This is a genomic window from Amycolatopsis albispora, from assembly GCF_003312875.1.
GTDB lineage: Bacteria > Actinomycetota > Actinomycetes > Mycobacteriales > Pseudonocardiaceae > Amycolatopsis > Amycolatopsis albispora.
The window spans coordinates 2,014,324-2,030,422 of record NZ_CP015163.1; the positions used below are offsets into that span (position 1 = coordinate 2,014,324).

Here is a 16,099-nt window from a genome sequence, read left to right on the forward strand (position 1 = left end):
TTGTCCTTCACTCACGCCGCACCGTCCGTGGTGCGAACCTCGTCGAGGAACGCGCGGTCGAGCACCACGCGTTCGCTGTCGGTCAGTACTTCGACGATCTTGCCGTCCAGCTGCGGGGTGTCGAGCGCCGACTCCGCCGGGCACAGCAGCCACAGGCCGTGTGGTGCCTCGTCAGGTCGGCGGGCCGCGTTCTGCAGCTGCGTCAGCAAGGCATGACCGCCCTCGTCGAAGTAGCGTGCCAGCAGGCCCGCATGGTGCAGGAACAGCACGACGTTGGCCCCGCCCGCCGATTCGTCGATGCGGGAGCGCACCCGTTCCCAAGTCGTCCGCACGTACGACGCCAGTCCCGGCGAAATGAGGCCGGTTTCGCCGAACCTCGCATCCAGCTTGCTGACTTTCGCCCAATCCTGCCCACGCTCCGCGACGAGCGCCCGAAACGCCGACACGAACTCGCGGTCGACGTCGATCATCCGCACCGGATACCGGGCGGCGATGCCCTCCGGAGTGCCGGGCAGGTAAGCCCCGCGCAGGGTGAGCGCGAGGAACCCGCCACGCTTGATCGCCGCAGTGAGCTTCCTCGTCAGAACCTCGTGGGGGTCTGCGCCGGCGGCGCGACCGTGCCCATGCCCGCTGAGCGCGGAGGACGAAGTGGTGAAGCGTGACTGCTCGAGCGCCGGCGGCCGGAACACCTTGTCCGCCGCGTCGTAGTTCAGCGGAAAGCCAGCGGCGTGCAGAGCATCTTCCAGGTCTACGTGGGTGAGCCGCTCGTCCACATCGAGGGCGGGGAACCGGGCCCGGACCTTGGCGATCAGGTCGGGCTGAGTGATGCCGCGGTCACGCCGCACCCCGGCCGCGGCCTGCGAGATACGCAGCGCGCGCACTAGGTCCAGCTCACGCGGATACAGCTCAAGCCGCGGCGACGCCGCCGCGTGCTCGGACATCACCGAGGCCAGCTCGACGAGCCGCGTGTCGGCCAGTGGCGGCAGGCCCTCCGGCGGCGGCACCGCGCGCAGCTCGCGCACGACGACGCCCCGGCCGGGCAGCGGTTCCCGGCCCACCAAATCGTCGGCGCGGACACCGAGAGCGAAGGCGTAGTCAGCCATTTCCGGGGCACTCGGGTCCTGGGAACCGGGCAGTGACTCGAGCGCGATCAGCACCCGCTGTCCACGCCGCTGCACCGCGAGACGTGGGCCGGTGTCTTCCCCGTCCTTGGTGTGCAGGCCGGCCCAGACCTCGGTCTCGATCGCGGCGCGCACGACGGCCATCGCCCGCGCCATGGTGCGTTCCGCGTCGTCCTCGCCTGCGCCATGTCGGGTACGGAGCGCAGCGGCGAGCGCCTGGACGGTGACGACCCGACCGGCCTCAGCCACCGCGTCGACGAGCTCGTTGCGGATCGTGACCAGCCACGGCGCGACCGACCACTCCTTCGCAGCGGCATTGAGGTGACGTGACACCGAGGGCTGCGAGATGGCGAGGCGCTTGGCGACTGTGCCTTGCGAAGCCCATGGCTCAAGCGGCTCGTCACCGTCGGGCAGGCCGAGCGTCAGCCGGATGACGTCGGCTTTCTTCGACCCCCGGCGCGTTTGTGCCGGCGTGAGGAGTGCGGCCAGGTCCTCGATGGTGAGGTGGTCCTCGTCTGCCGGGCGCGCAGCCGCGGATTCCGCGTGCAGCAGCTGCTTGGACCACTGCTTGTGCCTGCGGTTGAGTTCCTTCCGCACGATCGCGCCCGCGCCACGTGCCTTCGCGATCAGGTGCAGCGGGACCTCGAGCAGCTGTCCGACGGTGTTGGCCTCGAAGCCTTGAGCCACCGACACCGCGCGCGGCGTCAGGCCGGCCAGCTCGAGCGGGGTGTCCAGCTTGGCAGCCGCCGCGTGCGCGTCACGGGTGTCCTCGAGGGATTCGCCTTCCATCCCGACCGTGGCCTGGTTGGTGAGCGGGGCGGCGGTGTCGGCGGCGACGAACACCGCACGCCACTGGTCCTCCATCTGCCGGTAGGTGTCGAAGCGCCGGTCGACGTCGCGGTGGAAGGCACGCAGGAAGAAGTCGGTGAGACCGTCCCGGAGGGCGGGGTCGAACAGATCCGAGGCGATCGTCGGGGTTTCGTCGGCCGTGGTCCGCGGGTCGGTCATGCCGTCGCCCCACACCGGCCGCTGCCCCGAGGCCATCTCATGCAGGGTCACCGCCGCCGCGTAGCGCTCGGCGTGGTCGTCGAAGGCGGGACGCCGGGTGGAGCCGAGGAACGGGTCGAGGTAACCACGGGTACCCGCTTGGACGTCGCGATCGGAGGCGTCGGCGAGGGAGAAGTCGAACAGCATCAGCTGCGTGGAGCGGTCGGCCCGCCGGTACACCCCGAAGTTGTCGGGCTTGAGGTCCCGGTGACGCACCCCCTTGCCCGCGAGGTGGTCGAGCGCGGTGAACAGGTCTTTGCCGTAGCGCTCCAGCTGGTGGTAGGTGAGCTTGCCTTCGGCGCGCAGCAACGCACCGAGCGTTGGGCCGGTGGCGTCCTCCCCACCAGCGAACTCGAGGTCGAGCACGGTCCGGCCGGCGAGCTCCCGCGGACCGTCGAGCAGGCGGACGATCACGCCGCCGCCGACCTGGTCCAACGCGACGGCCTCGGCGCGGAGGCGAGCGGCCTTGTTGTCGTCGAGCGCGATCTTGAAGACGCGCCGCTTGGTGTGCGGCTTGCCGTCGTCGTCCTCCTCAGCACGGGTGACGAGCAGGGCCCGGGCCGTCGCGCCGGTGCCGAGGATCCGGTCGACCTCCCAGTCGCCGTCGACGTTCTGCCCTGGCATCGCGGTGAGGGGGTCCGCCTGCGCAGTGGTCTCTTCAGCGGGCACGGCGTCCTGCTCGACTGCGTCCAGGCGTGCGAGGAACGCGTCGGCCGAATCGAGCCGATCTGCGACGTCAGCGCGGGTCGCATCGAAGATCAGCGCGTCGAGCGGGTCGGAAACGACGTCTGAGACGGCGTAGGGGTGCAGTCCCTTGTCGGTGGTCAGTCGCTCGATCAGCCCGCTGCGCTGGGCAGCGGGAGGTTGGCCGGTCGCGACGAAGTAGGCGATCGCCCCGAGCCCGAAGACGTCGAGGTCGACCGGATCGGCGAACGGCGTGTCGACCTCCGGCGCCAGGTACACGTCGGCGGAGTTCGAGACGTGCTCGCCCGGCAGCGAGGTGTTGCCGATCGAGGAGAATCCGGTGGTGTCGAAGTCACGTGCTGCGGCCTGCCAGTCGATGATCCGCATGACCGGTCGGGAGCCATCCTCGTTCGCCGACACGTACACCGACCGCGCGGCCAGCGCGCGGTGGTAGAGAGAGCGGCTGTGCGCGTATCGGACTGCCTCGGCGAGCTGGCGAACCATGTCGAGGCGGACATCGGCACCGAGGTGCTCACCGTGGACCGCGAGGTACGAATCCAGCCGCAGGTCATCCGAGCGGTGGCGGAACAGAATCGCCGGACCGCCCCCGTGGTCGCGGATCTGCACCGCTTGAGCGATCCCGCGGTGGGTGATGCCCTGCAGCACCTGGTACTCGCGGCGTGCCGCGCGTTCGACGGACTGCTGCCGTTCCTCACTGGCCTGCTGGGCGGTGAGGTAGATCCTCACCCGGCCCTCTTCGCGGACGATCCCCTTCCGTTCGGCGAGGCGGTCTTCCCACGTGGGGCCGGCGTCGAGCAGATCCGAGCCGAGTGTCCAGTCGTCGCCGAAGCGCAGGTGCGCCGTCGATGCGCGGATGCCGATTTCTTCCAGCAGCTTCGGCAGAACCGCGGAAAAGGCCGGCGTGATCCGCTGCGAATCCTGCTGCGGCGGGCGGGACAGCAGGTCGCGCCACAGCCACGGCAGACCCCGCGAAGCGTCGTCGCGGCCGTAGACCCGGGTGCTCTGCACCTCGTCGAGCTCGGACCGCAAATCCGGCGCGGACAAGAACACAGCCGCTTCCACGCGCGGCACCCGCTGGCTGAGGTGCAACCGCTTGGCGGCCCACTCCAGCCTGCCCTTGAGCTCCTTCGACTTGAGGTCGGTGAGGTGCAGGGGGTTGCGCAGAATGCGCGCCCGATTGGAGCCGTCCTGGAGGAATCGCCAGGTCTCGCCGTTGTTCACGACCCGCCCGGGGTGCCCTTTGAGTTCGATCAGGTACAGGCCGCCTGGGACAGCGACGAGCAGGTCGCACTCGTTGATGCGGCCTGAAGCAGCAGTGAACGAGAAGGTGGCCCACGCGCGGTAGGGTTCTGCCTTGGGCATGAGCCTACGTACGTGATCGAGCCCCTCCTGCTCCCACGGGTAGGGCGACGTCCGCTCCTGGAACCAGCGCTTCTGCTGCGGTGGAGGTGCAGGTTTGGGTACAGGTGATCCACCGCCCGACACTCAGTCTCCCCTTCTTCGCTGAACCGCTCGCCGACGATCTTAGGTGCCTCCACCAGGTCGGTTCTGCGCCCTACGATGTCGAACAGTCGATAGTCACTCACTCGGTATCGAGTCGTCGTCACACTGCGTTACGTTTCAGCCTCACCCACGTCCGTCAGGCGCGCGAACTGGCGCCTGACCATCCTGCGCCACGCCGAGGAAGTCAGCATCGGCGAGTGACTCACGGTCGGTTGCACGCGCCACCGGCCATCAGCGGTGGAGCTGAACCAGCGACCGACGCCCCGTCGCGCGTACACCTGGAGAAGCACTGGCGCCGCGACCGCTGCGTTTGCACCTATTTCCGTGGACTCCCCATCCTCGAACCGAAGGTGGCCAATCTTCGCCTACTGTCGCGGTCAGCCACCTCCGAGCGACGCTGTTCTCGTTTGACGGGTAACTCGTCCGAAGTCGAGTCGGAGATCCACATCCCCGAATGTCGTCGACGCGGAGCGTGACGTTACGAACCCAGGATCACCCGTTGGTATCGGATGCGTGCGCACGGGCCAGCTCCACCAGACCGGAGAGCCGATCGTGCACATTCCGCGTGAGCCGCTTCAAGCCCAAGCTCTCGAGCACTGCCCGGAACAGGGTTTCCTCGTCAGCCCACCCGTGGTGCTCGGCGGTATCGGCGATCAAGGTGGCCAACTCACGGGGAGGTACGTCGCCGAGGTCGCGCGGTCCAAGCTGCCTGGATCGAACGAGCGGCTGGTCGGGCAACCGATAGGTGAGCGGGCGGACCCCGCTCTGGCCGAGTGGGTTGTCCACCTCCAGCAGGCCCTGGCGCACCGCCGCGGTCACCGCGGAATTGAGCGTGCGCGCCAGCTGGGAGCCCACCCGCCGACCACCTGAACAATGCACGTAGGCGCTGTGGATGCGTTCACCCAGCACCGGTCCCTCGACCGCGACGATCTCCCTGATGCCGTCGATCAGCTCCTGGCGCGAAGCCTCCGCTACCGGCACGAGGGTGCCCGTATAGCTGGCATACGGTTCGAGCACTCCTTCGCTGACAACGTCCTCGGTCGGCTCTTGGGCTTCTTCCCCGGTCGGCCACTGCCGCTCGGCCTGCAAGTTCGGCAGAACGGTGGTGTGCTCGTCGGCCACGTGCGGCCGGGCCTCGGCGACTTCGGGCGCAGCGTTGTCGGCGGTCAGCGGTCGATAGCCGGACGGGTGGATGCCCTCCTCCTGGAGCACGTCCCACAAGCCGGAGAGCGCAGCCGCCGGGTCGACGTCGAAGGCTGAGCCGGGGATCCGGAAGAAGCGCCAGCCGCACCGTTCGAGGTCGCGCTGGCGGGCGAGGTCGCGCTCGTAGACGTCCGGGCCGTGCCAGTCATCACCGTCGCACTCGACTGCCAGGCGTCCCCGTCCGCCGACCACCACCAGGTCGATGCGGTATCCCAGGGTCTCGTACTGCGGCAGGACCGTGTATCCGCGATCGATGATCCGGTTGTACACGCGCTGCTCGAACAGCGAATCGAACGGGTCGACCCGCTGGTCCTCCGGCACGGCGTTACCGGCCCCATCGCCGGTGCCCTGCCCGCGCCGCATCACGCCGTAGCTGTAATCGAGCAATTGGAAGCGCATGCACGCCTGGTTCACCAGGTCGTCCAGGCCGACCGAATGGAATAGCCACACCTGGTCCTTGGCGCGTGAGACGGCGACGTTGTAGCGCTGCACGTATTGCTCCTGGGTCAATGCGGCGAGCCGCTTGCCGGGCGCGAGCGCCGCCACCATCGACAAGAACACCACGTCGCGCTCGGACCCCTGGAAGTCCGCGGCATCGCCACAACGCAGGTCGCGAGCCCTCCATTCGTCCTTCGGGATCCGGCTGAGCAACCGGGTCTGGATGTCCTTGGCCTGTGCTGGGCCGAGCAAGGAGATGACACCGAAGGTCTTGCCGTCGTAGGCCGGGTCCGCGATGCACTTCTCGATCTGGTCGACGATCGCCTCGGCCTCGACGGGATTCAGCTTGTTGGTCGTTCCTCGCTCATACCCCTCGGGGAGGTGGACCGCCTTGACCGGCTCCAGGCGGTCTGCGCCGTACTGCCGGACCGGAACGAGCCGGATCCCGTCCGGCTCGTAAGCGATCCGGTTGGAGAACCCGATGATCTCCGGTACGCATCGCCGGTGTTCGGTCAGGGTGATCAGGTTGCCGTAGCGCATCTTGGCCTCGTCGAACAGGCTGCGCTTGGGGTCGTGCCAGGAATCGCGGTACCGATCGTCCGCCAGATATTGGCGTGCGAGGTCTCGCAACTGCTGCTGGTCGACCCCCACAGCCGATGGCGACACCTGCTTGTCGTCGCCGATGACCACGATCTTCGGCGCGAGGTACTGCAGGAACACCGCCTCGGTACCGGCCTGCGAAGCCTCGTCGACCACGACGACGTCGAACATGTCCGGCCGTACGCGGAGCTGTTCGGCGATCCGGTAGAGCGGCATGATCCACACCGGTACCGATGGCCGGCACCGGTCCATCGCCTTCCGGATCTCCACCCTGCGCTGGTTGCGGTAGATCCCCGTGTTCTTGCCCGCCCGCTGCACCAACTGGGCGTACTGGGTCAGGTCGGCGCGCGCCGTACCGCTCAGGCGCTCCGGTGCGGCGGCGAAGTCCCACGCGCGGCGAGCGGCGACCGATTCGACGTGCGTGCGGATGTTCTCTTCGATATCCCTGATCCGCGCTTGCACCGAATTGACGTCGATCGATTCCTGGTGCAGCACCCACGTCCGCGTCGCGGCCCAGCACCACGCCTCGTCGAATCGCGCCAGCCTGGACGTCCAAACCTGCTCCCGGCCAGCCTCGACGACGGCCCGCCGCAGTTCCGGGGCCACCGCGTTCAGCCGACCGGCGAGTTCTTCACGGCGCTGGACGAGCCGTCGCACCTCCCACAGCCTCTCCAACCGCCAGTACGCCGACGCGTACGCATCATGAGCCCGGAGCTTGACCGCGTCGAGCAACTCCGCGGTGCACGGGGCCGCATCGGTCCACTGCGCGGTTCCTGCGATCAGCTGCTCGAGTGCTGCGAGTGGTGCCGTCGCCGAACGCCTGGCATCCTCGGCGCCTGCCGCATCGGTCAACTGCGCATAGCGGCGGACGCCGTCCAGGTCGTTCCAATCCGGCGCAGGGAGCTTGAGCACCCGCAGCCGTTCCTCCTCCGCGCCGAGCTCATCACCCAATGCCAACACGTGGCGCAACTGGTCGAGCTCGGTCACGTGCCACTGGAGTCGTTCCTGCGGGGTGTCCTCGGCGGGGATGGCAACGTTCGAGGGCCACGCCCGGTCCAGGGCGGACAACGCTTTTGACGCCCCGATCCAGGCGAGGAACGCGTCCAGCTGGTCCACCGACGTGGGCGGCAATCCGTCGACACGCACCCCGTCGAACAACGGCTGCGCCTGCTTGAGCACCTTGGGCGAGAAGGTCCCGACCTTCGGCTGGCCGTCTGGCAGGGTCTTGATGGAGCCGCCGTCCGCCAGGTATCGGGACACCTCACCCGCCAGTGCCACCAGCGGCCCGGGTTCCCCCTGGAATTCCACGGAAGCCAGCGGACCGAGCCGCGCCGTGCACGCAGCGCACTGCGCGACGAGGGTTTGCAACGTGTCGGCCCTGGCGCGCCACTGGCCGGCTCTCCCGGAACGGACATCCCGCAGTGCGTCGTTCATCCACTGCTCTCGTCTGGCTGCGAGCCGATCCGCCTCATCGGCGAGCCGGTGCAACCGCTGCTGCAACCGCGTGCGTTCGTCCGCGGACAGCATCAGCACCGCGTCGAACGCAACGTGCGCTTTGAGCTGAGCATGCCTCTGTTCCTCGGCGGTCGAACCGCGCTCCCTCATCACCAGCAGGGCGAATTCCTCGGGTGCGGGCACCGCCTCGACCTCGAGCAGCCGCGTGCGTGCTTCGACCTCATCGGCTCGAAGCCGGTCGTCGAGCAGGTAGCCGTGCCACTCGACCGCTTCCGGGCTGGACAACGGTGCCGGGTCGTCGGCGCCGACCGCCACGTGAGCCGGCAGCCAGCGGTGGGCCTCGGATTCGGTGTCCAGCTGTCGCGCGATGGCCGCCAGCGTGCCGCGGTAGCCGCGGTGTTCGCGATGCCGGACCTCACGTTCCCTGGCTTCGACCAGCCGGCGGAAGGAAGCCGCGCGTTCGCGCCTCAGCCGGTCGATCTCACCGAGGTGGGTACGGATGGCTTCGGCGTTCGCCTCCGGATCGTGGTCCACCGCCGCCGCCGCGATCTCCTGGACGGCGAGCTTGAGGTCAGCCATGTCTTCACGAGCCGCACCCACCACTGCGACGGACAGCGGCTTGATCGGGTCAGGCAGCTTCTCCCGGACCTCACGGAGCGCGCGATCGGTGTGCGCGGTGACCAGCACCCGCTTGCCTTGAGCGAGGAGGTGGGAGATGAGAGCCGCTGCCGTGTGCGTCTTACCGGTGCCGGGCGGGCCCTGCACCAGGGTCTGAGCTTGTGCGTCAACCCTGCGGATGATCGCCAGCTGCTTGTCGTTGACCGGCATCGGCAGGAAGGGTTCGTCGTCGACCGCGACGATCGCGCCCTCCCCGTCCGGCCCCGGAGCTGTCGGCTTCCGATCGGGATCCACCAGGGGCACCAGGCCGTCCGGCACTTCACCCGCATCGCCGAGCTGGCGGAGGATCGCATCGAAGATCTCGATCAGGCCGCTCTCCGTGCGCCGCCGAAGGATCAGAGCTGGGGCCAGCGCCGCGACGGCGTGCGGTACCGGCTTGACGAATTGGTCCTGATCTCGGTATTCGCCGTCAGCATCCAGGCTGTGCACGAGGCGTCGTACGAGTTCGCCGACCGCGTCGCGGTCCAGCGGACTGCCTTCGAACGCCTCGACATCCGCACGGACCTCGTTGACCTTGTCGGGCGCTGTGATCAGGCTCGGGTCCACCATGTCCAATTCGAGCCGCATGGGTTCGCCAGCTCCGACCCGGTGCGCCTCGATGGCGCCCGTCCGGTCATCGAAGTGCACGGTCGCCGGACTGGTCAGCACGTGGCGGATCACCGGTTGCTGGTCCTCCGGGAGCCAGCTCAAACAGCCGACGCCGACGACCAACTCGAGCTCTTCCGGACTATCGGTGGCACTGATGTACGTCGAATACAGGTCGCTGTACAACTGGCGCGCGGGAGCGTCGACCAGGTCCTGGTTGGCCCACTCCTGCCACTTCGGCAACCACAGGCGGAACTGCTCCTCGACCTCCGGCGATTCCTCGAGAGTCAAGACCCGCGACTCGGCTGCCTCCTCGTCGCCGGTCCAGCGAATCCGCTGGCGCAGTGCCGGGGGCTGGTCGGGCTGATCCCACGGCGCGGTCAGCCAACGGGCGAGTTCGGCCCCCGGCTCGGGTGGCTCAACCTTCGGCACCCTGTCGACGACGACCAGGGGTTCATCGATCCCCGTCAGCCCCGTCTGAGCCACCCGGACCGCCGGGTGCCGTGGTAGCTCCGCGAACCAGAACACAGCACCATCACGCTGGTAGGTCTCGACCGAGCGCACCGGGGTCGCCTTGAGCCGCTGCGCACCACGGAGGAACTCGAACAACCGCCGTGCGCGGTCCACCAACGACGTACCCATCCCACCCCTGTCCGACGATCACCTGGAGATCAGCACCAGCGCTTGAAACGCCACGCCCCTCCTCCATCGTCACAGTTGACCAAACGTCACACAGAGTTATCGAATCGTGAACTGCGTCCGCAGCACCAGAGGTCCGAAAGTAGGAGCTCGTGCCACAGGACGGATCGGTTCGCGGGCTCCGGACGTACGCGCTAGCAAGTCAAGCGGTACTGGGTGCTCGACCCACGAGCTTGGGCGCCCAAGTTCGCCGAAGCAGGCTGTTCTGGGGTATGACCTGATCAACCATCGCCGCCAATTCACGTCGCCCGCGGTGCAGCATCGGCAACACCGCTGGTATGGGCGTCGAGCTGGGGAACGGCATGTCGGCGACCAGGTCCCGGAACCCGAAGTCGCTGGCCAGCCAGCGAGCCAATGCACGAAGGTGTTCCGCTGCCCTCGCTCTCATGTCGATGCCACCCAGTTCGATCCGGTAGTCGGTCCGGTCGATCCCGGCGGCCCAAGCGAGCCCCGAGCGTCGGACCAGGCACGGGAAGCAATGGCCACAGTTGGGCGGCGCTTGGGAGTAGCGCGCACTGCTGGGATCGCCACAGCTGACTGTGCGAGCGAGATCTTCCGGTGAGAGCCCTGCTTCCAGGGCCTGGCCGCACACCTCACCCTTGGTGAACGACAGCAGCGGATTGACCACCTCGACAGCGCCGCCGAGCCCGCGGATCACTCGGTTCGTCAGCTCCAGCGTCCACGGGTGGACCGAGCGGGTCGAGAGCCCAGCCAACCGATTCGGGGTCAACGGCGGGTTGATCGCGAGCTGCCCGTTCTCCGGAGCGTTGACCTGACCGACCCCGTGCGCCGATGCAGCCGCTACGGCGGTCGCCGTGTATAGCAGGCCCCGCGTGCGCGTGCTGGGTTCGAGCTCGCCACCGGGACCCGAAAGCACCCGTTGGCCGATCTGCACCAGCTTGACCGGCCGGTTCCGGACCCGATCGACGGACCGCCAGACCTCCTGCTGCCGGGCTCGCATGTTGTCGTCGTACCCCATGAGCAACAGCGTTCCCGCGTCATTTCCCTGCGCCGAAGCTTGAGCTGCATACGAGGTCGAGTCCAAGCCCCCGGAGAAGAGGGCTACCTCCGAAACGCGCTCTTCGTAGTCGAACCACTGCCGGTAGGCGGCACCTCCCACCACGCGAACCTGCCAGGTATCGCTGGTCAGCGTGGCCAACAAGGTGGCAAGGTCCTCCAGTTGCGCCGCACCCCAGCGTTCCGGCTCCGCGACTTCGACCGAGAGGTCGACCGCGCGCGACCAGCCGTCTTCAGTTCGCCGGACGTAGCGCTTGTCCACCAGATAGACGGCACGCGCCACCTGCAGGAGGTCGCGCGCCCAGGGTTCCGCGGGCCCGGCCATCGTCATTCCTTGATCAAGACGAGCCTCCCGATCATGGAAGTCAGCGTCACACAGCGGCTCGCGATCGGAATCCGTGCGATGGCGGCCACTCGCGGTGAACGCAAAGCGCCGAGCCACGGCGGTCACGTGATCCCCCCAGGAAGCCCCAGCGCCGCGGACACCGTGTCCTGCAACATGTCCCGGGCGATTTCGGTGATGGAGCGAGGATCGTCCCGTTGCTTTTCCTTCTCAGCGCACGGCATCGGCAGCACCGCGGCGACCTGGTCGGCGACCCAGTCCGCGATCTGCCCGCTCGGGTCCACGAGCACGAGCGCAGGAACCACGAGCTTCACCTTCTCAGCTATGACCGCTCGCACGAATGCGGCCACGTAATCCGCGAAAAATAGCTGGTAGACCTCACAAAACAGGCTGTCGGCGAAGTTCCAGTCGGAAGTCTGCCGCTCAATAGCCCCTCGCGTCGCCGGATCGGCGAGAATCCTCTCGGCGCAGGCTGTGGCAGAGCGCCGTGCAAGGGCGTCGGCGATCGTCGTACCTTCACCGGCTACGACGGAAACGAACTGGTAGAGAAACCATTCTCCCGGGGTGCCTGACCAGCCCGAGCCGACTACCAGGTTCACCGGCCCGCCGCCGCTGCCGAGGCCCTCGACCGCATCGATCAGCGAGCCCCCGGCTCTCACCATTGTCGCGCGGAGGCCATAGGCATTCGGGTCTTCACGCACCGCCGCGGCGAGTGCCTCCAAGCAACGCCGTCCTCGTTTCGCCGCCGACTCGTCCGAAATGGGATGATCCTCCGGCTGGCGCGGCCCGGGGATGTCCGCAGCTGACGCGGCCAGTCCCTGGGCTGGCCAGATCCGTGCCACGCTTCGGGACACGGTCTTCCACTCGGCCGTCTGCGGCCCGGCCCATCTGCTCGAAGTACCCACGCAAGCGCTCCCCGGTGCCGGCGACTCCTCTCACGCTACGCACAGATAGTCACAGCGCAATAGCCATAGGTGATTCCACCTGTTCGGCCCAGCCATGTTGGCCGAGGAATCAGCTGCCATGCAGTCTCCGTCGACCTGGTTACACCCGAAAGAGATCGGGCCACCCGGTCGTGTTTGAATGTGCCGGGATCTCAACGAACTCGACACAAAGCTCGGGAGGCACGATTCGCAAACGCGCCAACCAAGGGCAACGGCGGAGCCGGGGCGCAGGTCGTGAAGTTCCGCGGTCCGAGCCGAAGCGCGAAGCCTCCTCGTGAACCGATTCTCGACCTCGCCGCACCAGCAGAGAAGATTGCGGAACCACAAGAAACTTCGGGAAATGGCACAGAACTCAGTAGCGACAAACAGGTGGCAGCCGCTTGAAGTGTACTGGCCCGCCGAAGAGTTCCTTCGGGATAAAGAGAAGCTGATCCCGGAAATTGAGAGTTGTTACGTACAAGCGCACCCCAGGAACGCGCAGCCTTCGCCCGGGGACGTGACAACCTGGCGGGAAAGCGTCTATCGGCTGGCCTCGCTGCTGGACCACCTCCGCCTCGGCCGGATCTGGAGGTTCGTGGAGTACCACGTCGATCCGAAGATGAGCCCTATTGACGTTGTCCTCTCAGGTTTTCACCCGGACGGCGGCTTGAGCCCTCGACAAGGTCTACTTGGACGCATACGAGAAGCACAAAAAGCACCCCGCCGTGCAGGTGCACGAGAACCTGCTCGCACTCAAGGTGCACCACAGCATGTTCGATGACCGTTATGTGAACCTTGTCGGTGCGTCATATCTGCACAACTTGAAGGAACCAGAATACCAATGGATACGGCACGTTTCACCTCGCAACGGCATACCGACGTTCACGGTCCGCTCCCCCGGTGAGCTGGGGAAATTCCTGAGAGACAACTTCAGTGCGCAGTCGGGTGCCGACGCCGCTGAAGCACTGCTCGACCGACGTCGCTCCAACTCCTTGATCGAGCCGGAGGTGGGAGCGATCGTAGCGGGGCACACGAAGTTCAGCTTGGTGGAGAACCAGCTGACCGCCGTGACGACCGTGGCGGAGGCGCTGGACAGCTGGGCACCGGTCGGCACGAAGAAGGTCTTCGTCGTCAGCGGCCGAGCTGGGAGCGGCAAGTCACTGATCGCATTGACACTGCTCGGACAGGCACTCAATGCCAGGCGGGAAGCCTGCTACGTATCAGGGGGGATCGCGTCACGCGAAACCTTCAAACGCGCTTCCAACGGGCGGCGGCAAGCCTTCGCCACCCTCAACAACATCGCCGACAACCGGGCGGCGAACGAGCTGGACCTGATCCTGTGCGACGAGGCGCACCGGCTGACGGAACGCCCGATGAAGGGCTCCTACTCCATGCGACCCGGCGAATCCTCGGTCTCCGTGGTCGTCACACGGGCGAAGGTGCCGGTCTTCTTCATTGACGGTGACCAACGTCTGTTTTCGGACGAGGTCTGGTCACCGGAAGCGCTCACCAGCGAGCTCCACGACCTCGGCACGGAGGTCGTGCCGATCACCCTGGACCGGGTGCTCCGCGCCGTGGGTAGCGCGACGTACGACACGTGGGTCCAGCACCTGCTCGCAGGCGACCCACTGCCCTGGAAGCCGGATGGCGGGAACGATCCTGAGCCGTTCCAGCTCTACTACTCCGACAGCGCCGCCACCATGGAGCGCTTTCTCCGTGATAAGGAGAACGAGGGAGAAAGCGCTCGGATCAGCGCCGGGATCTGCTGGAAGTGGGAAGATCGCAGCGGCACTGATCCGGAGGTCAACCCGGAGCCGGGTTGGGCACGCCCGTGGAACGCCGGCGACCAGCACAACACACCCGGCGTCCCGAAGCGGCGATTCTGGGCGACCGAACCCGGTGGCTTCGGGCAGATCGGCTGCGTGCACACCGCGCAGGGCCTCGAGTACGAGTGGGGCGGTGTGATCATGGGCCCCGACCTCACCTGGGACGGCGGTAGCTGGAAGGTCCACCGCGAACACGTGCGGAGCAAGGCCAACAGGATCAATGCGGACGAAGACCTCCGGCGCGCGATCCGAAACGCCTACGGGGTGCTCATGACTCGTTCGATCCGCGGCACGGTGCTCTACTCGGTCGATTCTGCCACGAGGAAGCTCTTCGCCGACCTAGGCGTCCACAAGTTGTGAACACCCACGCGATCCGAATGCATATTCGTGTCATCAAGCCCTCTTCCCGAGATAGCTCGGTGGTGCCTGGTCATCTTGACCAGCCAACGGACCTGCTGTTGTGAGCACGCCACCTCAGACGACTTGGTTCACTCGCACAGGAAGAAGTTCGGCAGGAACAGGCGTGTGGTTAGTGCGCACCTCGCCCCTCGGACACACGCGTTAACCCTACGGGGCGGGCGGATGGTCACCTCGACCATCCGCTCTTTTGCGTAGTACACCATGTCCAGGCCGAACGCCTCGTAGAACTGTTGGAGCTTGGCCAGGTGAACGCGGTTGAGCTTCCGGCTGACCCGGCGGTACGCGCTGCCTCTGGTGCCGGGCCGAACCGATCGCCCCTCGGCCGCGTCCGATAGAGGCTCGCCGCGGGCGGTGAGCGTCAACGGCTGTCGTACGCCGCGCGGGCGGCGTCGATGTGGGGCAGGTGCGTGATGCTCCACTCGAGCAGCGGCGCGGTGGCCTCCCGCAGGGTGCGGCCCATCGTGGTCAGCTCGTAGCTCACGTGCGGCGGCATGACGTTGCGGACCGTGCGCGTCAGGATCCCGTCGCGCTCGAGATCCCGCAGCGTCACCGTGAGCATGCGCTGCCTGATCCCGTCGATGGACCGCTTGAGCTCGGTGAAGCGCCGCGGGCCGTCCTTGAGCATGCGCACGATCAGCAGCGCCCACTTGTCCCCGACGATGCCGAGTACTTCGCGGGCCTGGCACGGGTCCTGCATGGTTACCTCCTGAGAACCGGGGCACCCGAAAGTGCCGTATTGCCCGGTGCGCGCCGGGTGGACCACGATGTGGTCGGTTACCAAAGGATACCGAGGCACGAGGAGGAACCACCCGACCATGGCCACCTTTCTGCTGGTACACGGCGCCTGGCACAGCGGGCGGAGCTGGGACCGCGTGGTCCCGCTGCTGGAATCGGCCGGGCACCGGGTGCTCGCGCCGTCGCTGACCGGTTACGGCGACCAGGCACACCTGCTGAGCCCCGAAGTCGGGCTCGGCACCCACGTGGACGACATCGTCGGCCTGATCGAAGCTGAGCGTCTCGACGACGTCGTCCTCGTCGGGCACAGCTACGCCGGGATGGTCATCTCGGGCGTCGCCCACCGGGTTCCGGAGCGGATCGCTCACCTGGTGTTCCTGGACGCGATGGTGCCCGAAGACGGCGAAGCCGCGGTCGACGTCCATCCCGTCACCAAGCAGCTCGTCGACCTCGCCGTCGACGGCTGGCGGGTCCCGCCGATGCCGGAACAGCCGCCCCCGCTCGGCCTGTTCGGCGTCACCGACCCCGAGGACGTCGCCTGGTTGCGCTCGATGCTGTCGGACCAGCCGGTGCGGTGCCTGCTCGAACCCGCCCGGCTGGACAACCCGGCCGCGCGCACGATCCCGCGTACGCACATCCACTGCCTCGCGGACCGGCCGGCGGGCATCACCCGGCGCCCTGTCCCGGCAGGCGAGCGGGTGCGAGAACTGCCCACCGGCCACGACTGCATGATCACCATGCCCGCCGAACTGACCGAGTTGCTGGTCGAAGCAGCCCGGTAGGCCGCGGGACTGCGGCGGT

Annotated in this window: 7 protein-coding genes; 2 read left to right on the forward strand and 5 right to left on the reverse strand. The window is 67.4% G+C overall.

Going from position 1 to position 16,099, the window contains the following annotated elements:
• Positions 1–11: 11 nt before the first annotated feature.
• The 4 genes from pglW to A4R43_RS09365 all read right to left on the reverse strand — a co-directional run bounded on the left by pglW (position 12) and on the right by A4R43_RS09365 (position 12,116).
• Positions 12–4,358: a BREX system serine/threonine kinase PglW gene (gene pglW, locus A4R43_RS09345; protein WP_113691958.1), complete on the reverse strand. Its 4,347-nt coding sequence runs from the start codon at positions 4,356–4,358 to the stop codon at positions 12–14.
• 510 nt (positions 4,359–4,868) lie between these two features.
• Positions 4,869–9,977, reverse strand: a complete 5,109-nt coding sequence (locus tag A4R43_RS09355; RefSeq protein WP_236808857.1) for an AAA domain-containing protein — start codon at positions 9,975–9,977, stop codon at positions 4,869–4,871.
• A 199-nt stretch (positions 9,978–10,176) separates the two neighbouring features.
• Entirely contained in the window at positions 10,177–11,502 is a 1,326-nt protein-coding gene (locus A4R43_RS09360; protein WP_162788387.1) for a 7-cyano-7-deazaguanine synthase, read from the reverse strand.
• Positions 11,499–12,116, reverse strand: a complete 618-nt coding sequence (locus tag A4R43_RS09365; RefSeq protein ID WP_113691961.1) for a hypothetical protein — start codon at positions 12,114–12,116, stop codon at positions 11,499–11,501. The genes A4R43_RS09360 and A4R43_RS09365 overlap by 4 nt, the downstream gene beginning before the upstream one ends.
• 890 nt (positions 12,117–13,006) lie before the next feature.
• Between A4R43_RS09365 and A4R43_RS09370 the strand changes: the two genes are divergently transcribed.
• Complete coding sequence (locus A4R43_RS09370) at positions 13,007–14,503, forward strand: DNA/RNA helicase domain-containing protein (protein ID WP_205215284.1); 1,497 nt, start codon at positions 13,007–13,009, stop codon at positions 14,501–14,503.
• Between the two features lie 418 nt (positions 14,504–14,921).
• Here the strand turns inward: A4R43_RS09370 and A4R43_RS09380 are convergent, their stop codons facing one another.
• Positions 14,922–15,260 (reverse strand): winged helix-turn-helix transcriptional regulator, encoded by a 339-nt coding sequence (locus tag A4R43_RS09380; RefSeq protein WP_113691963.1) that lies wholly within the window; start codon positions 15,258–15,260, stop codon positions 14,922–14,924.
• 118 nt (positions 15,261–15,378) lie between these two features.
• On the opposite strand from A4R43_RS09380, the gene A4R43_RS09385 reads away from it, so the two are divergent.
• Entirely contained in the window at positions 15,379–16,080 is a 702-nt protein-coding gene (locus A4R43_RS09385; RefSeq protein ID WP_113691964.1) for an alpha/beta fold hydrolase, read from the forward strand.
• Positions 16,081–16,099: the final 19 nt, after the last annotated feature.